Here is an 18,325-nt window from a genome sequence, read left to right on the forward strand (position 1 = left end):
AATGATTAAAATTCTACAGATATACCGCCAGTGATGGTTCTTGGATTAGGATAGGCGTTCAGGTTCTGGCCTGTATTCTCTGGATCATCGCCCCGGTAATTTGTGAAGGTAGCCAAGTTCAAGCCCTGCACGAACATGCTTATGGACGGGATACGGATGCGTTCAGAAAGTGCTGTTGGCACTTTATAGCTTAGGGTTACTTGCTTCAAACGGATGTAAGATCCTTCCTCAATAAATCTGTTTGAGAAATCAGAATGATAGAATCCGCCTGGCTCAAGTTCACCTTCGTACGGACGAGGTACCCAAGTCATATGACCGGGTCTAATCCATCTGCTTAACTGTGAAGTAGCCTGGTTTTCATTTGCAGATCCTGCCTGCTCCAATACCTGACCGGTTTGGATGAACCCGTCTCTGCCATACTCATACTGAAATAACACATCCAATGACAAACCTTTGTAAGACAAGGTTGTTCCGGCACCACCAAAGGCATCTGCGTTCTGGTCGCCTACAAAGTCCTGGTCTGCAGTAGTTGGGCTATAGGTAATGTTTCCGTTTCTGTCATAGAACATAGGACGGCCATCTGCTGGGTTAACCCCTGCCCATTTGTAAGTGTACATCAGGTAAAGCGGTTTGCCTACTACATAGGTGTTTCCTATACGGTCTCCCACGTTCAAAGAGAGGAGCTTGTTTTCAGTTAAACCAATATTGAAAGTAGTAGACCATCTGAAATCACCTGCATCTACGTTGATAGTAGTGATCTCAAAATCAATCCCCTTTTGCTCTATTTCACCGCCATTTTCTGTGATACCAGCCGGAAACGCATCAGATGGTAACTGTCTTGACAAGATCAGGTCAGTGGTGTTTTTTCTGTAGATATCGAATGAACCAGAGACTCTGTTGTTAGCCACCGAGAAGTCTAACCCTAAGTTCACCTGCTTGGAGCTTTCCCATCCAAAATCAGCATTCGCCAATTGGGTAGGACGAATTCCTGGCTGATCATTGTACTGGCCGCCGTTGCCAAACAGACCAAGGGAGGTGAAATCACCAGTAGGCTGAGAACCTACTACCCCGTAACTCGCTCTCAGTTTCAAGTCATTTACGAAGGCAAGATCTTGCATGAATTCCTCACCTGAAATACGCCATCCGGCAGATAGTCCGTAGAACAGACCCCATTTGTTGTTAGCACCGAATCTGGAAGACCCGTCATAACGCAGGGTGGCAGAAGCCAGGTACTTTGACTTATAGTCGTATTTGAAATTACCAAAGAAGCTGGCCACTTTGTAACCTCCAAAGACAGAACCAACAGAAGTAGGCGTGGCTGCGCTGCTGAGCAATCTAAACAAAGGACTGGCAAAACCAGATCCACCAGAGCTCAACGTAGTGTTGTCTACTTGACGATACTCAAAACCTCCCAAAGCGCCCACATTGTGTACCTCAGCAAATTTCTTGTTGAAGTTTAAGGTATGGCTGGTAGTCCAGTTTATTCTTCTGTCAAAAGACTCATTGGCGGTACCCGTTGGAGCATAGATAGGCAGAGAAGTTGGTCTGTAGTTTCGGTTCTTGGCATCTGAGAAATCTATCCCTGCAAAAGCCCGGAAACGCAAACCAGGTACAATGTCATAATTGATGGCCATATTACTTACGGTCTGAGCAATGTCGGTCATCCTGTCCTCTTCATACAGAGACTGCACAATGTTCAGGTTGTAAGCGTTCCGGATGTTTTTATTGAAGGTTCCATCTTCGTTATAAACACTGTTATAAGGCGGGATGAACAAAGCACCTGTGAACGGAGTGTTGGTAAAGAACCCAACGTTAGTTGTAGGACCTTTAGATTTTGAACCAGTCAGACCTAAAGTGGTTTCTAAGGAAAACTTATTTGACAGTTTGTGGTCAATGTTTGCTCTTACTGTACCACGGGTAAAATCAGAATTGATGATAGTACCCTCTGTTTTGTTAAAAGAGCCCGAAATAAAGAATCTGGTCTTTTCATCACCACCACTGGCAGAAAGATCATACTGCTGTACTTTGCCTTTTTGGGAGATGGCGTCATACCAATCCGTAGAAGGAATAGAAGTTGGCACTCCACCAGGGAAAACAGCTGCAGCAGCTGCGGCTAGACCTTCCTCACGTGTGAAACCTCTACGCAGATATTGATTAACGTAAGCTTCTTGTTTCAAAGCATAATACCATGAAGCATCCAAGACCTCATAAGGGTTATACATTTCATTAACCCCATACTGGCCAGAAACCTTAATTCGGGTCTTGCCAGACTTTCCTCTTTTAGTGGTAATGATCACAACCCCATTAGCTGCCTGAGAACCGTAGATTGACGCACTTGCTGCATCTTTCAACACTTCAATGGTTTCAATATCTGCCGGGTTAATGGAAGAAAGCACGTTAGCGGAAGTCTGGGAAGAAGCACCACCTGGGCTTATTTGAACCCCATCTACTACGTACAAAGGTTGTGTGGAACCGTTGATAGTAGCAGCACCTCTAATGTTAACGCTAATTCCACCACCAGGCTGACCACTTTGAGAAGTAACCCGCACACCAGCTAAGCGGCCTTGCATGGCTCTGTCAAAGGTTTGAGTTGGCAAACTTTCAATAGCCGCACCTTTAATAGAAGTGATAGCACCAGTTACTTCTCTTTTTTCCTGCGGAGCACCGTAGCCGGTTACTACCACTTCAGAGATTGCACGGGAGTCAGTGGCTAAACGGGCGTTTACCGTTGAAGATGCCCCAAGCACAATTTCCTGGCTTGAATACCCAATAAAGGAGAACACCAGGGTACCGCCTGAACTGGGCACATTAATAGTGTAGGAACCGTTCACATCCGTTGGAGAGGCTGTGCTGCTCCCTTTGAGTTGAACTGTTACGCCAGGCATTCCCTCACCTGTTTGCGCGTCAGTCACTCGTCCTGTTACAGTTCGTGTTTGTGCCCACGCTTGGGTAAGAAGCGTCAGCATAAACACTAAACTAAAGAGTAGTGTTTTCTTCATGTGTTTTTTGGTTTGTTTGTAGAGATATGATTTTGTTTGATAACCAAATATATACTTATTAGATACTTTAACAAATTCTTAACATTCTATTTTTCACTAGTTTCCACCCATTTAGCAGCTACTTAACCCTGTTTAAGCAAAGGAATAATCAGGGCTTTTCTTGATTTTATAAATTCGCCTGCTTTGCACCTACAACTTTTAAATAATATCATTTAGACGCCAGATATCTTTAACAAAGTCTTAATCTATTTTTCTCTGAGTTACTATAAATAATTTTCAAATATTTTTTTTCTGAAAGGTCATATGGAAGGGGCTCAAAAGCACCCCTTAATAAATTATGCGTAAGCCTGCAAATAGATCTTTAAGTTTTGGAGTGCCCTATTTCTCACACTATATATAATAGTGTCCGGCTGGGGCTCTCTAGTATTTTAGAAGTAAAACCCCAGAAGTTTTTATGAGCAAACCCTGATCACAGCGCGGCTTAGGCATAAACATTGACTCGTTCAGACGGCCAAGGCCCTGCCAAAACAGACAGAGCCTTTATACAGAAAGCCTTCCTTACCTATGCATAACCTTTAAAATGGGTGTTTAAGGGCCGTTTTGCTGGAAATTGAGTAAAATAGCATCAGTCCTGAAACTGAGGTAACCTAGGACACTGCAATAATTAAAGGCAAGCCAAGAATAGCTTTGAAATGATGAATGGCTTAAAAATTACTTACTTCCTCTTCAACCACTATGGCAGAAATCTCTAATGCAAGTGTGGATTATAAATGATACGGGTTTAGAGCACCTCTGTCTGCAATACAAGGTGGGGTATAGTAGAAGATATGAAAGAGTGCATTATAAGAAGCTATTAATCCGTAAAAACTTCAGCCAAAGCTTCTGCCTTTACCAATCTTCTAAATATTAGAATAGTGGCTTAGGCCTTTTAACTTAAATAAATAAGGAAAATGCTTTTTTTTCCTTTAATAAAAAACACATAAGTTATTACCCATCAGTAATTTATAAAAATAGGAGAAAATAAAATTCCCAATTAACATGTTATCAAAAGCAAAAAAGCCCCGGAATATATTCCGGGGCTTTTTTATAATCTAATTTCTTATGAATTACAATTGGCTAATGTTAATGCCTATGCGATCATAGTTAGGACTTGGCATCAGCACTTCGTTTCCGCGGAGTTCAAGCACAAGGCGTACTGCAGTTGGAGCAGTGCCAGTGGCCGGTCCTGGGTTCAGGATCGGAATCTCCACATACCCGAAGCTAGAGTTAGCAGGGATGGTAACAGTACCAGATAACGGGCCATAATGGGTTCCTTGCACAGCAGTAGTTTCATCCTGAACTACCACATAAGACACCGTCTGGGCTTCGCTTCTCTGGGCTCCTACTAAGTTCACCCGCAGTCTGAACATGCCGTTGGTAGCTGCCCAGGTTCTGGTGATTACCGTATCTGCCGCAAAGCTGGTAGTAGCAGAAGTCAAGACACTTCTTCCGTACTGTGGTCTGCGCAGCAACAGCGTGTAATCTTTAACTACTTTGTCTACTGTAGATTTAGCGTTGTATGCCGCAGCATCAAACTCCACCATGCTTTTTTCCCATAGAACCTCATCGTTCTCTATGCAGGAGTTAAGCAATAGTGTAGCAAAAGCAAAAAAATATAATAATCTCTTCATTTTAATTTCTGTTAATATCCGCTGTTTTGCTTCAGATTAGGATTACCATTCACATCAATGGTTGGGATAGCAGGTAGAATCACGTCCTCAGTAAAGGCAACAGTAGTTCCTAATGCAGGCTTAGAGATGTCCATTCCTAAACGCTTAAGATCAAAGAACCTATGACCTTCAAAAGCAAACTCTAACCGGCGCTGCAACAAGATTTCGTTTTTCAATGCCTGATCAACGGCAACACTTGGCAGTAAGCCTCTGTTTGTTCTAATGGTATTCACGTCAGCTAACGCGTTTACTAATCCACCGGCAGTATTAGCATAAGCCTCAGCACGGTTCAGGTACATCTCAGAGATGCGCAGCACAGGAACGTTGTCTAAGTTGATAGCGCCGTTTTTACCAATGAATTTGGTGGCTTCAACCCATGGGTTTCCTCTACCGGCAGTTCCTACTTCAAACAGAAGATTACGAACATCTTCAGAACGAGCAGTGATTGCAGCAGTGGCGGTACCGTTACCTGCAACAGTGATTCCTAGGTCAGACAAAAGGGTTGGTGTTGGCACTAAGTCTCCAAAACCACCAGTTTGCGTGCGGTTTCCTCTGGTCACCAGAGTTGTGAAAGCAGTCTGTAATGACTCATTCACCCCGTTTCCTTCGGCTGCGGTTTGAAACGCAACGTGGAAGATAGTTTCTGGGTTAGTGGCAGCAGTCCACCCAGCCAGGTAGTTAGCAGGAGTAGTTAAAGTAGCGCCTCTTGCATCAATAACAGCAGTAGACATTTCAATCACCTTAGGATAATCTCTTCTGTAAAGTGCCACTCTAGAGTAAAGAGCCTGAGCCGCTACTTTAGAAGCTTTCCCTGCGTTTGCAAATGCACCCAGTTTAGCTACCGCCTCATCTAAGTCTGCATAGATGGCATTGTAGGTTTCATCAAGGCTGGCTCTTGCTGGCAGGAATGCGGCAGCATCCGGTCCTGATTTAAACGTTTGGGTAATGACAGGAACACCTCCAAAGTTCTTTGCATCTACTACCGCACCTGGGATGTAGGCGTAAGAACGCACCAAGTCAAAGTGGTATAATGCTCTTAAGAACTTCAACTCTCCTATGTAAGCATCTTTACCAGTCTGAGAAACGGTAGGATCAGCTAACCCAGGGATTGCCTCAAGAACAAGGTTAATTCTTTGAATAGCATTGTAAGAAGTAGCCCAGTGAGTGAAATGATTCGCAACACCTCTTATATTAGAAGCCTCGTTGAGCAAACGGCCAGATTTGTTTGTGGCACGTCCGTTGTCAGCCAGAGCTTCTGGCAAAGTGATCAATCTGTTTCCGTAAAGCGGAAGAGACTTCAAAGGAACATAAGCGGCATTGATCGCTGCCTCAATGGCAGACTTGGAGTTAAGCGCTGTTGCACCATCAATTGCTGTTTCTGGCTTAATCTCTAACAAGTCCTCGCAGGAGAAAGTAGAGAATACAATACCAGCAGCAAGCACAACTGTATTTATTCTATATAAGAAACTTTTTTTCATCTTAAGAGCTAATTAAAAACCTAACTGAACACCGAATGTCAAATTCTTCGTCTGAGGGATGATACCCAAAGCAGTTCCGTAGAACTCTGGATCATATCCTGGGAAGTCAGAATAGGTAAAGAGGTTTGTTCCTTGTACATAAAGCCTGGCACTGGTAAGTACATTAGTTCTTGAAAGAACAGCAGATGGCAGGTTGTAACCAAGCTGAACGTTTTTCAATCTGATGTAATCAGTTTTCAGGTAGTTGCGGGTTGAGGCAAGAACGTGGTTGTTTCCTTGCAACTCAGCACCACCATGGTAAGGTCTTGGAACATCAGTGATTTGGCCTGGAGTTGTCCATCTTCTGTTATACACATCAGCCAGGGTATTTAGAGCCCGGTTTCCGTTTTCCAGCAAGAAAGCATACTGTTGGTCTAACTGCATTCTGCCGTACTGGTACTGGAACAAGAAGTTGAAGTCAAAACCTTTGTATGAGAAAGAGTTGTCAATACCACCTGTGTGCTTAGGCAGCGTAGAACCAATTACTTTGGCGTCAGTTGCAGCAGTTACTGTATAGGTAGGGTCTCCATTTCCGTTGTACCACATTGGTCTACCAGTTGCAGGGTTAACACCGGCATACTCATAAGACCAGATCACCCCGATATCTTCTCCTACAATCAGAGTATTGTCAGCCAGACGCTGTAATCCATTGTAAAGGCGGGTCAATTCGTTGTGGATGAAAGTGTAGTTCACGTTGGTTCTCCACTGGAATCCACCGAAATCAAGGTTGATCGTGTTCAACTCAACTTCAATACCTTTCTGCTCCAAAGCACCCACGTTGTTCAACACCGTGCTGAAACCTGTGCTAGACTGCAACGGCTGGTTGAACAGCAAGTCATCGTTTTTCTCAAAGAATGCACCCAAAGTACCAGTGATTCTGTTTCCAAGGAAACCAAAGTCAATACCTAAGTCTAACATGGTACGCACTTCCCACTTAAGGTCTGTGTTTGCCAGGCCAGTTGGCGCAATAGCTGGAGAACCAAGGTAAACACCAGCGTTACCATAAAGAGAACGAGAAGTAAAGTCACCAATACCATCACGTCCGTTCTGACCCCAGCTAGCTCTCAGTTTCAATGAGCTTAACCAGTCCACTTCTTTCAGGAAACTTTCTTCTGAGATATTCCAGGCAGCGGCAACTCCAGGGAAGAAACCAAACTGAGTTGAAGTACCAAAACGTGAAGAACCGTTGTAAGAAACAATACCTCTTAAAGAGTATTTACCGTTGAACACATAGTTAACAGAACCGAACAAACCAGTTCTCTTGTATCCGGTGAAACCTTCTCCAATAGAAACCGGCGTACTACCAGCACCTAATGTTCTGAATTCTGGCGTAGCGAAACCTCTGGCGTTGGCAGAGAAAGATCTGCGTTGGTCTGTTCTGTATTCAAAACCTACTTGCGCGTCTACTTTGTGCAATTCAGCGAAAGTTCTGCCGAAGTTCAGCAATTGAACTGTCTGAAAGTTTGTGTTCCAGTCACTTGCTTTATAGGCATCACCTCTGTTGGCAAATCCGTCTGGCGTTCTTGGGTCATAGTAGAAATCAGCGTTGATGTTACTGTAATCCAAGCTATAGCTAGACTTGAAAGACAAACCAGGCAGAATTTTGTAAGTAGCAGCAAATGAACCAATGAAAGAGTTGGTCTGCTGATCACCGGTAGAATACTCATTCACAGAAACGATGTTCTGGTTCAGGATACCACCAAACACCTGGCCGCTTCCTGGCAGACCGTAGTAAGTACCATCTTCGTTTCTAACAGGGTTCTGTGGCAGAATTAAGCTGCTGGAGAACGCCGGGTTACCCAAAGATGAACCTGATGTAGAGAAAGGAGCTACCTGGTTAACTGTACTTAAGTTAAAGGAGGTAGTGAAGCTTAGCTGGTCAGTGGCAGAGTGGTCTAAGTTTAAGCGCAAAGAACCTCTCTTGAAATCTGCAGACGTTAAAACAGCTTCCTGCTCGTTGTAAGCACCAGACAGATAGAACGTGGTTTTATCGTTACCACCTCTGGCAGACAATTCATAGTTGTTCACCACACCTCTTCTGAAAGCCTCATCTTGCCAGTTATAAGTAGGCAAAGCGGCAATCTGAGCATCAGTGATGGTAGAAGGAAGACCCATTTCTGAAATAACAGAAGCTCTAGCAGTGGCCGGAGCGTTGGCATTTCTGTAAGCTTCTGTTCTTAGAGCATAATATTGTTGTGTGTTCAACACATCAAATCTGCTCAGTTCCTTAGAAGTACCGGTATAGTAGTTAGCAGTGAACTGCGTCTTGCCAGCCTTACCTTTTTTAGTAGTGATGATTACTACCCCGTTGGCAGCCTGAGAACCGTATACCGCAGCAGTTGCAGCATCTTTAATCACCTCAATTGACTCAATGTCATTGGTATTGATAGCAGACAAAGGGTTTGAAGAGGTATAGGCTACGCGCGCAGTAGAAGTGTTGATCTGCACACCGTCTACAATGTATAAAGGCTGAGTACTAGCGTTCACAGAACCTACCCCCCGGATCTGCACGTTGATAGCACCACCTGGGATACCGCTGTTTGACTGAACCACTACCCCAGCGGCTCTACCTTGCAAGGCTTTATCCAAAGAAGCAATTGGCTGGTTTTGAATAGAGGCACCGCTAACTCTGGCAATAGCACCGGTTACTTCTCTTTTTTCCTGTACACCGTAACCGGTTACCACAATCTCTGAGATCTGACGCTCATCAGTTGCTAACCGTGCATTCACGGTTGATTGGCTCCCAATGGCAATTTCTTGGTTAGCGTAACCAATAAAGGTAAAAACTAAGGTACCACCTGCATTAGGCACTGCAATGGAGTAAGCTCCATTGATGTCCGTTGGCGCGGCGGTTGTACTTCCCTTGAGTTGAACTGTCACACCAGGCATTCCCTCTCCTGTTTGTGCGTCAGTCACTCGTCCCGTCACAGTTCTGGTTTGAGCCCACACCTGAGTCACCAGGGCTAAGATCAAAGCAAAACTGAGTAGTAAAGCTTTCTTCATGTGTTTTTGGTTTGTTTGTAAAAATTATTGTTAGAAATCAAATTTAGACCTAAAAGGTATATTAACAAACTCTTAACATAACTTTTCCCTAAAATTTGAAACCTATACACTAAAGAAACGTTTAACGACAGCTTCTAAAAGTCATGTAGTTCAACAAACCCCAGATTCTCAGGCAAAACACATCTACCCTTCTCTAAATCTCTAGTAAAACACGCACCTTCCTTTCTACCTCTTCAATAAAACCCTTTTAACTTTGAAATAAAGGGGGTTTTCAACAGACACCATCAACCAAATACTTATTATTAAGCATTGGATATCAAATAATTAAGAGGATTGAAATTGATTTATCAGTATAATCAAAACAGTTACTTGCTTTATTAATTTATATTTTATAAATAATTAATCATATAAAATGAAATTGTATTTTATTTAACTATTATTAATAAAGAAGGAATTCACCCTCATTGGCAAGACCTCACCTCTCACCCTTAGGCACTTGAAACAGACGCCCTTTGAATTTGACACTGTCATACACCGCACCGGTCTACAGAATTGATTTTGTCCCTCTTTGCGCAAAACAGGCTTAAAACAAAACTTAGAGCTACACCTTCTCCCGTTTACATCAAACCAGGGCACAGGCGGAGAGCAACCGCTTGCAAAGACGTCTTAATAGCTAAAAGGCCTCCGTCAAAGTATTGACGGAGGCCTTTTAGTGGGCAATCTATCTTAAGATTAATTAAAACCAATCCCTATACCGGCGGTAGCAGTGGGGTATTTGGCCAGGGTATATTCTCCGTAAAGTGAGAAAACCAACAATTTCAGGCGAAGTCCGCCGGTAAGCCCCCACTGGCTGTCTTTCATGTTCAGCAGCACAGGATCAGTGATGTCTTCTACGTACTTGTTAAATGGTACAGTAGTGCGGTAGGCTAATACAGGATATTTGCCTTCCACGTTCAGATCGGTCTCTACGTTGCTGTAACGAACTCCGGCGTACCCGGTAAGCACGCTGAAAGTTTTAGAGGCAACCAAACTGGCGGTCCAGGCTTTGGTGTTCAGGGTAAGGGCTTGGCCGGCATAGTAACCAGCTTCGCGCTGCTGGGCGGTAGCATAAGGCCGGTCTTCTTCCGACAGAGGCACATCTATCCCCGAGTAAGAGCTCTTTAAATTGGTATATCCCCCGAAAACGGTGATGTCAAACCCAGGAATCATGTTGATAACCGGTATGTACTGCTTAATACCATGCTTCACCCCAAACCCAAGAAGTTGCCCTTCAAAGTCATCATACTTTACTTTAGGCGAGTATCTCACGGCTATTTCCGTGTCTTGGATCAGGCCCAAGCTTACCTGCGCCATGGGTACGGGTAAGAATTTATAGCCAGATCCCTGCGGCGCGTTGATAGAGCCAATCCTTTGGTCTATGCCATTTGATTTGGCATACAGCGAAATCTCAGGGCCTTCTTCATCCTCCCCGAAGATGGTGGGGGTGATCACTGGTTTGCTGGGATCAAATTTGTTTCCGTTGGCATCCCGCACCATGGTCAGGCCCAGTTTAGACAAGTCAAATGTCCTGTCTTCTTCTGGGGAGAAGGCGGCAGTGGCGAACACACGCACATCAAAGCGGCCCAACTTCATGGCTTTGCCCGAATTGAACCAACCACCGTTCAGGCCGTGGCCAAATGCTTTGGAGGCAGGTTCGGCGTAAGCCCGCACCAGTTTGTTTGCGTCTTCTTTGCCCGCTCTAATAAACTCACCTACTTCATCCTGGGCCTGGGCCGGACTAGCGGCCAGAAACAAGCCCAGTACGGGCATGGCCCAAAAAGAGATCTTCAGTAGATTATTTCTCATTTCACTCTATTTTTTTGTTGGTGTCTGTTGCTGTTGGTACTATCCTTTTCTGTTTGCGAACTTCATTAATAAACAGCAACTTTCAAATAGGACAATCTTATAATACTTAGTTTTAAGTAAACGTTTTTAAACAGGTTTTCAGAAAGCTGTCCTAAAACGCTTTTACTTGAAAGTGTCAAAAGCGAACTTAAGGATGATGCCAGACACCACCACCAGGAAAAGCTTCCGCACAAAGCCAGAGCCCTTGACCAGCGCAATACGCGTACCCACCACCGAGCCGATCACACTACTAACGGCCATAGGGATGCCTATATGATACAGGATGTAGCCTTTGTACCCAAAATACAACAGCGCTGAAAGGTTGGTAGCCACGTTCACCACTTTGGCCGAAGCCGAGGACGTGAGGAAGTTGAAGCCAAAAACGCCTACGAAGATGAACATGAGAAAAGAGCCTGTCCCAGGCCCGAAGAACCCATCATAGAACCCTATCACCAGCCCTACCCCTATGCCGTACCAGATCTCTTTAGAAGGAGCCAACCGGGGTGCATGGATCGCGCCGAAGTCCTTTTTAAAGAATGTGTAGATGGCCACCGAGATAAGGAGCACCAAAATCAAGGGACGCAGCAGATCGGCGTTGAAGTGGCTGAGGGCACGGGCACCCAGGAACGAGAACACAAAGGCGGTAATGGCGGCGGGCAGCAGGGCGTGCCAGTTGATCTCCACGTTCTTGGCATAACGCCACATAGAAACCGATGTACCCGCAATACTGGACAACTTGCCAGTGCCAAATACCGTGGGGATAGGCACGTGGGGCAGAAACACAAACAGCGCCGGCAACTGGATAAGCCCTCCACCACCCACTACAGAATCAATCAAGCCTGCCAGAAAAGCGAACAGGCACAGGTAAACAATATCCAACGTTGAAGAATTAAGCCCGCTACGCGGCAAATGAAGCCGCAAATATTCTGAAAATGTGCGGCTTAATCAAAGTTAGACTTGTGGCCCAAGCCGATTTTGGCTCATTTATAAGAAAACAAGCTAAAAACGCCCACCTACCACGGCCGTCTCTTTCAAAACCTCTTTCTTCCCCTGCAGGTTGAACAACTCCACCAGCACCACATAATACCCGATGGCCGCTTTGGAACCAGCATCGGTGAGGCCGTCCCACTGCAGCACGCTCTCAGCACCCAGCAAAGTATTGGCCGAGAGTTTCCGAATGTAGCGCCCGTGGGCATCGAAGATGGTCACTGAAGCCACAAACCCGGCCTGCGGCAACTTGAACTGCAGCAACAGGGCATCGTCTATCCCGTCTCCGTCCGGCGTGATGGTTTTGGGCTGCAGGGTCAGCTTTCCGTTTTGAGCACCGTTTTCCCGAAACTGAGAATTCTCATAACCCGGCGTGGCTTTCACCTGAGTTGCCGCCGAGTAAAAATTCTCCGCCGTGGAGGGCCCGGCCAGAGAGATGCGCTCAAGGGAAATTCCCTCGGTGTCATGGATAAGCTTGAAATGCTGCTCCTTTTGATACACTACCTCGTCCATGATGGTCTCATCTGGTAAGAGCAAGATCACGGTGCCCGCCTCATCTGGGTACGAGGGCAGGGTGGCCATCGCCATAAATCGGTCCGCGTGCCCAGATGGGTACTCCCTTTGCAGAATGGCAGAATCAGAGGTCAGAACCAGGTACTCGCCGGGTGCTAACAGGAAATTCACCGGAGTGATCACGCGGGCGCTCGCCACCTCTCCATCAGAAGACCTGTTGGCCAATTTCCAGTTCTGTAGGTCCAGGTACTTGGTAGACCGGTTCACGATCTCCACAAAGTCAACACCGCCGGACCTAGGGTTGAACAGGATCTCATTGATGACTACATCGCCTTTCTTTGGCGCGGCTGGAAGAAGCACGGTTTGCGCCTGAGAATCCGCTCTGTTCCCGGCGCAATCGGTTAACCCCTGCACCGTGACGGTATAGCGCATGTTTTCCTGCAACGGGGTGGAAAGCATCAATTCCACCTGAGTAAATTCCGGTGACAAAACCCGGGCTCGCTGCACAGCAACACCGGAGGAGACGGAGTAATGATTTACTTGGGCAGCTTCCGCGCTATCCAGCGGTTCATCGAAGGTAAGCAGAATCTTGTCCGGGCTATGGGTTACTATTTGCTTCAAAGCCGGAGGCGTCTGGTCTACTTCCTTTACCGAGTTCAGCTGACCGGGGGTGCCACCTCTCCCATCCTTAGAGGCTATCCACTGCGAAGCCCCAGTGCAGCGGGTGTTCACATCCTTCAGCTCCAGACTCCAGCCACCGTTTTTCTTATCTGCGTCTACGTACCAAGTGGCATTGTAGCGCACCAAATCAATTAATTGGCCGCTGGCGTTGAAAAGCTCCACGTCATCACCGCTGTCATTGAGCGACGGAAAAGTGGTAAGCCCCACTACAGAACCGTACGGCCGGTAAAGTGCTGTATCGGCCGCGGCACATACAATCAGGTAAGCGCCCGGCTTCAGGAGATAATCGGGGAAGGTGCCTGCCGTGGCGGTGGCGTCTGACATTTGCCAACTTTTAAGGTTGAAGGTTTTGTCACTGCGGTTGTAGAGCTCAATAAACTCGGCATCCGGTAGATCCTGCAAGGGGTTCAGGTCGGCGTAAATTTCGGTGACGCGGACCTCGCCTGGCTGGGCCACAGGAGAATAGGAGAATGTTCCGGCGAGGTGCTGCGTGAGGGTGCCATTAGAGCTCGTGATTTGCAGTACCTCAATCTGATTGCTGCCGGTCTCAAAATCCTGGTTGAACTGCAGTTCCACTAGCTGGGGCGTGGCAGCTTGCCAATCTGCTTTTGTGGGCACCTCCTTTCCGTTGAGCCGGTAGTTCGCCACGTTTTCGGCATCATTTCCCAAAATTGGCCCGGAAAAAGTCAGCTCAACTGTCTTGCGTCCGGTAGCCACCGTGCTCACTAGGCTGGTTCCGCCCAGGTCTTTGACCGTGAAGTCATCGAAATAGAAGCGTTGGGCATTGGCCTGTGAATACTTGAAAAGCACCCCAGCGTAAGCCGAGGTGGTATAGCGCGCATCCTGCACGGCGCCCTGCACCTCGTAGCTTTGCCGGGTGCCGGTTTTGTCCAGTTCCAGGGTCCAGTCGTGGGTGGCGGTGCGGGTGACCTTTACCCAGAGTTTATTATCTGTGGCCGCTATGGCTTTATCGGGTCCGTTGATGATTTTGGTGACGGTGCTGCCGTCTTTACGGTATAGGCTCACCTCATCCTCGGTGTCTCCCAGGCGCACAAAGTACCCCTGCAGATTACCTTTGAGATCAGGTGCATCAGAGACCAGGTACACTTCCGCCAGGTTACCCGAGGAGGTAGCGAAACCCAGTTGCACGTAGAACTCCCACTGCGTGGCCACGGCCAGACCGTTACCGGTAGCCACATGCAGGGCGGTACCTGTTACCGCCGGGCCCTGGCTTTGCAGTTGCCCAGCGGAGTTCACCCGGAAAAAACCTGCATCTCCCTGCCAAACTGGGTTCTGGGTGTGGTCTCCGTCTGAAAAAGATTCCTGAATTTGCGCGTGCGGGGCAGTTAAAAAGGCCCAGTATAAAAGAAAAGCAAGAAAGAATTGCCTCATAATAAGCCTGTACTTTATAATCCGTGAAAAGTTGGCTTACTTTGCAATTGGCCTGTGCGCTTTCTGCCTGATTCTCAGAAAACAAGCTTAAAACACCCAGACCATTGTTTCCGGAGAAAGCTACCCCACCCGTTCTTCTCCGGTGATTGTTCAAATATTTTTTACAAACCTTTACATGAAAGTAGCTGTAGTAGGCGCCACCGGCCTAGTGGGTGGCGAAATGCTGAAGGTCCTGGCGGAGCGTAACTTCCCGGTTGACGAATTGTTGTTGGTAGCCTCTGAAAAATCAGTGGGCCAGAAGATGAATTTTAAAGGCAAGGAATACACCGTGATCGGGATGGAGGAAGCCATTGCGCTGAAACCAGAGATCGCCATTTTCTCGGCGGGCGGAAGCGTGAGCAAGGAGATGGCCCCTAAGTTTGCCGCGGCCGGCACAACGGTGGTTGACAACTCCTCGGCCTGGCGCATGGACCCCACCAAGAAACTGGTGGTGCCTGAGATCAACGCCAAAGAGCTTACCCCCGAGGATAAGATTATCGCCAATCCTAACTGCTCTACCATCCAGATGGTGGTGGCGTTGAATAACCTGCACAAAAACCTCAAGGCCAAACGCATTGTGGTAAGCACCTACCAGTCTGTGACCGGAACCGGCAAGAAAGCGGTAGACCAGCTCATGAACGAGCGTGCCGGCAAAGAAGGCGAGAAAGCCTACGCCTACCCTATTGACCTGAACGTGATTCCGCACATTGACGTGTTTGAAGCCAACGGTTACACCAAAGAAGAAATGAAAATGGTGAACGAGACCAAGAAAATCATGGGCGATGACTCCATCAGGGTAACGGCTACTACCGTGCGTATCCCCGTGATGGGCGGTCACTCAGAGTCGGTGAACGTGGAGTTTGAGAACGATTTCACCTTGGACGAGGTATATCAAATTTTGAACGAAACACCGGGCGTAGTGGTGGTGGATGACGTAGCTAACCTTAAGTACCCCATGCCGATGGATGCCCACGGCAAAGACGAGGTACTGGTAGGCCGCATCCGCCGCGATGAGACCCAGGATAAAACCATCAACATGTGGATCGTGGCCGACAACCTGCGCAAAGGTGCCGCTACCAATGCGGTACAAATCGCCGAGTACCTGGTAGAAAACAAGCTGGTATAATCGTAGCATTTGATTATAAAAGAAAAGGCCACCTGCAGAGGTGGCCTTTTCTTTTATAAGATTGTCTGGAGGTGGCTTAACCTACTTCCCGTTCGTCCAGATTGGTTTTATGTCTTTCACTTCTTTGGAGAAATCAGGGCAGGTTTCATCTCCGCCGTAGCATAGCAGGTTGCCGTCACAATCATACACAGAGCTGATGGAATTGACATTGGGCTCGCAACTTCCCAACACAAAAACGGTCCGGTTTTTCCACGTGCCGGTCTGCACCACCTGGCAGTACTCAGATGCCTGCAGTTCCTGCACCTTCACCCTCAGCCATTCAATCTCCTGGGTGGGATTAGCGACCACGCAGGTCTGGTAAACCTGCTCATCCTCGCAGGAGGTAAGCGCAAGAATGCATAGCAAACACATAGCGTACAGAGTTTTCATAGAAGGGGGCTTTAAACAGAAGATACCTAAAACAAACTGGAGGTTGCATCACCGCTCATTTTCTTTTGAAATCGGCCGGAATGGTCCGGGCCCTTGACTTTCCAAAAGCAGAGAACCTGTGTTCTGCGCCTGATTTTTATAAAACTGGCCCAGAACACAGGTTCTATTATTTCAACTGATGCTGCGTTCTACTGGTACTGGATGTACATAGGCTTTGGCGTGAGGGCCAGCACCTCTTTAGGCGTGTACAGCTTGGAGCCCTTTTTCTTGGTATCGTTGTAGTAGAAAATCTTGAACCCGGTATACTGCACCGGCTCTTTCTTGATGTAAGCCAGGTAGGTACTCTTCTTCAGGACGCGGTCTCCCCAGCCGTCCATGTGCATGACAAACTGCACGTTGGGCCGCAACTTGATGTTCTTGTAATTGGTCACCATGCGCTGGGTGAAGCGGTGCACCACCAGAATCTTTGGCGGCAAGTTATACTTCACGGCAATATCGTTTAGGAACTGGGTAGCATAGTTGATTTCACTTGCATCTAGGGTACCTATTTTACGGCCCGGGATGGCGCCGTTCTTCATCGCGAACTCTGGGTCAATGCCTAAATGCACCTGAGGCAATTTCAGCCATTGTTCCAGGCGCGGCAATTCAGCTTCCACGGTGCTGCGTCCAATCTGAATGTCAAGGAACACAATGGCGTTTCTTCTGGCAGCCCAGGCAATCACGGTATCGGCCAGGTGATCGCTCATGCGCATACGGTAGGTACCGCTTTTTCCGGGAGCACCCTGGGCGGTCACAAACACCAGGTGAAGCGCCGGCTGTACCGGAATACTGGGGTCTGCCGCTTGCCAAGCTTTTACTTCGCCGTCAAGTCTAGCCAGCATTTGGTCCCGAGGAATTTCGCCCAAGATTCCCATCCGTTTTGAGAGCGGATTTCCGTAATAAGCCACAATCCGTTTGTGGGGCAGAATGGCACCGGGGTTATCCGCGGCCTCGTCTTTCACTACAAAGGCAGGGGCTGCTGCCGGAGCCGCCGAAGAATCACCGGCTGCGGTTGAGTCTTTCAGGGCCGTAGCCGTGGCTTTCACTTTTTTGGTAGAATCTGGGGCAGCAACTGCGTCTTGATGGGGAGCGGCCTGGGCTCCGTTCGCTTCTTTCTGCCCTCCCCCATTACAAGCGGTAAGCAAACCTATACCAAAGGCACACAGCAGTTGCAGGCCGTTGCCTCTCTTTATCAGATTGAAATTCATGTGAGACTAAGTGGATAAATCAAATTTGCGGTTTCCGCCTTTATGGTGTTGAAGATAGCCTTTTTCAACTGCTTCTCCTCAGAAAAAAGCGCAAAGACTTCAGTTTTGCTCGTAAAAAATTGAATTCTAATGCCTTACAAGCAATCGCCAAACATCTTTTCTATTCTTGAAAACTGCTTCTCTGCCAAAAGGTTGTCTCTGGGTTAGGCATGTAGGGCAGGAACCTGTCGGCTCAGGATTTATATTCTTTTACCTGACTCCTTATTTTGCGTATACTGTACCTTTACCGGAAATAAAACGCTCCACCCATGGAAAGAATCAACCGGGTCTTGTTAATTGACGACGACGATATCACCAACTATATGAACAAACGCGTTCTCAATAAAGCCGAGATCGCGCAGCAGATTGATGTGGTTACCGATGGCCAGGCGGCTCTGAATTACCTGAGCAGCCCCGAGCACCTGGAGGCAGAAGTCCCCCTGGACCTGATCCTGGTGGATATAAAAATGTCGGTGATGGACGGGTTTGACTTCCTGGAACGGTACCAGCACCTGGCCCCGGAACGGAAAGCGAAAAAGCTGTTTGCCTTGTCTTCCTCGGCCAGCTTCTATGACCTGCACCGACTCAAGGAGTTCCCCGATGTGGACGGCCACCTTTCCAAGCCCCTCACCCAAGCCGATGCCCTCCACCTGATCAAAGAGCATTTCGGGCCCAATGGCTCCAGCACTGACACTTTTGCCAGTAGCTAACCACCAGCATAGCGGCTGAAACCGCTTACCTAATTCATCTAAAAAGAAGA

The 18,325-nt window shown here is 47.3% G+C and carries 11 protein-coding genes; 2 read left to right on the forward strand and 9 right to left on the reverse strand.

The window, feature by feature from the left end; translation table 11 throughout:
• Positions 1-5 precede the first annotated feature (5 nt).
• From J3P35_RS20790 to J3P35_RS20820, 7 genes are all read right to left on the reverse strand, one after another.
• Positions 6-2,999: a SusC/RagA family TonB-linked outer membrane protein gene (locus tag J3P35_RS20790; protein WP_210466638.1), complete on the reverse strand. Its 2,994-nt coding sequence runs from the start codon at positions 2,997-2,999 to the stop codon at positions 6-8.
• 1,106 nt (positions 3,000-4,105) lie between these two features.
• Positions 4,106-4,669 (reverse strand): DUF4843 domain-containing protein, encoded by a 564-nt coding sequence (locus J3P35_RS20795; protein WP_210466639.1) that lies wholly within the window; start codon positions 4,667-4,669, stop codon positions 4,106-4,108.
• Positions 4,670-4,680: 11 nt separating this feature from the next.
• Positions 4,681-6,186, reverse strand: a complete 1,506-nt coding sequence (locus J3P35_RS20800; protein ID WP_210466640.1) for a RagB/SusD family nutrient uptake outer membrane protein — start codon at positions 6,184-6,186, stop codon at positions 4,681-4,683.
• 12 nt (positions 6,187-6,198) lie between these two features.
• Entirely contained in the window at positions 6,199-9,228 is a 3,030-nt protein-coding gene (locus tag J3P35_RS20805; protein WP_210466641.1) for a SusC/RagA family TonB-linked outer membrane protein, read from the reverse strand.
• Between the two features lie 732 nt (positions 9,229-9,960).
• Positions 9,961-11,073, reverse strand: a complete 1,113-nt coding sequence (locus J3P35_RS20810; RefSeq protein ID WP_210466642.1) for a DUF6588 family protein — start codon at positions 11,071-11,073, stop codon at positions 9,961-9,963.
• 162 nt (positions 11,074-11,235) lie between these two features.
• Positions 11,236-11,991, reverse strand: coding sequence for a sulfite exporter TauE/SafE family protein (locus J3P35_RS20815; RefSeq protein ID WP_246850392.1), 756 nt, complete (start codon positions 11,989-11,991; stop codon positions 11,236-11,238).
• Positions 11,992-12,111: 120 nt separating this feature from the next.
• On the reverse strand, positions 12,112-14,685 hold the full coding sequence (locus J3P35_RS20820) for a lamin tail domain-containing protein (RefSeq protein WP_210466643.1): 2,574 nt from the start codon (positions 14,683-14,685) through the stop codon (positions 12,112-12,114).
• Positions 14,686-14,860: 175 nt separating this feature from the next.
• On the opposite strand from J3P35_RS20820, the gene J3P35_RS20825 reads away from it, so the two are divergent.
• Positions 14,861-15,850, forward strand: a complete 990-nt coding sequence (locus tag J3P35_RS20825; RefSeq protein WP_210466644.1) for an aspartate-semialdehyde dehydrogenase — start codon at positions 14,861-14,863, stop codon at positions 15,848-15,850.
• Between the two features lie 81 nt (positions 15,851-15,931).
• Here the strand turns inward: J3P35_RS20825 and J3P35_RS20830 are convergent, their stop codons facing one another.
• A complete protein-coding gene (locus J3P35_RS20830; RefSeq protein WP_210466645.1) occupies positions 15,932-16,279 on the reverse strand; it encodes a DUF6970 domain-containing protein in 348 nt (115 codons plus the stop codon).
• A 188-nt stretch (positions 16,280-16,467) separates the two neighbouring features.
• Positions 16,468-17,526 carry a hypothetical protein gene (locus J3P35_RS20835; protein WP_246850394.1) on the reverse strand — a complete coding sequence of 353 codons (1,059 nt, stop codon included), beginning with the start codon at positions 17,524-17,526 and terminating at the stop codon, positions 16,468-16,470.
• A 308-nt stretch (positions 17,527-17,834) separates the two neighbouring features.
• Between J3P35_RS20835 and J3P35_RS20840 the strand changes: the two genes are divergently transcribed.
• Positions 17,835-18,275: a response regulator gene (locus J3P35_RS20840; protein ID WP_210466646.1), complete on the forward strand. Its 441-nt coding sequence runs from the start codon at positions 17,835-17,837 to the stop codon at positions 18,273-18,275.
• The last annotated feature ends 50 nt before the right edge of the window (positions 18,276-18,325 follow it).

Source organism: Rufibacter roseolus (assembly GCF_017916365.1).
GTDB lineage: Bacteria > Bacteroidota > Bacteroidia > Cytophagales > Hymenobacteraceae > Nibribacter > Nibribacter roseolus.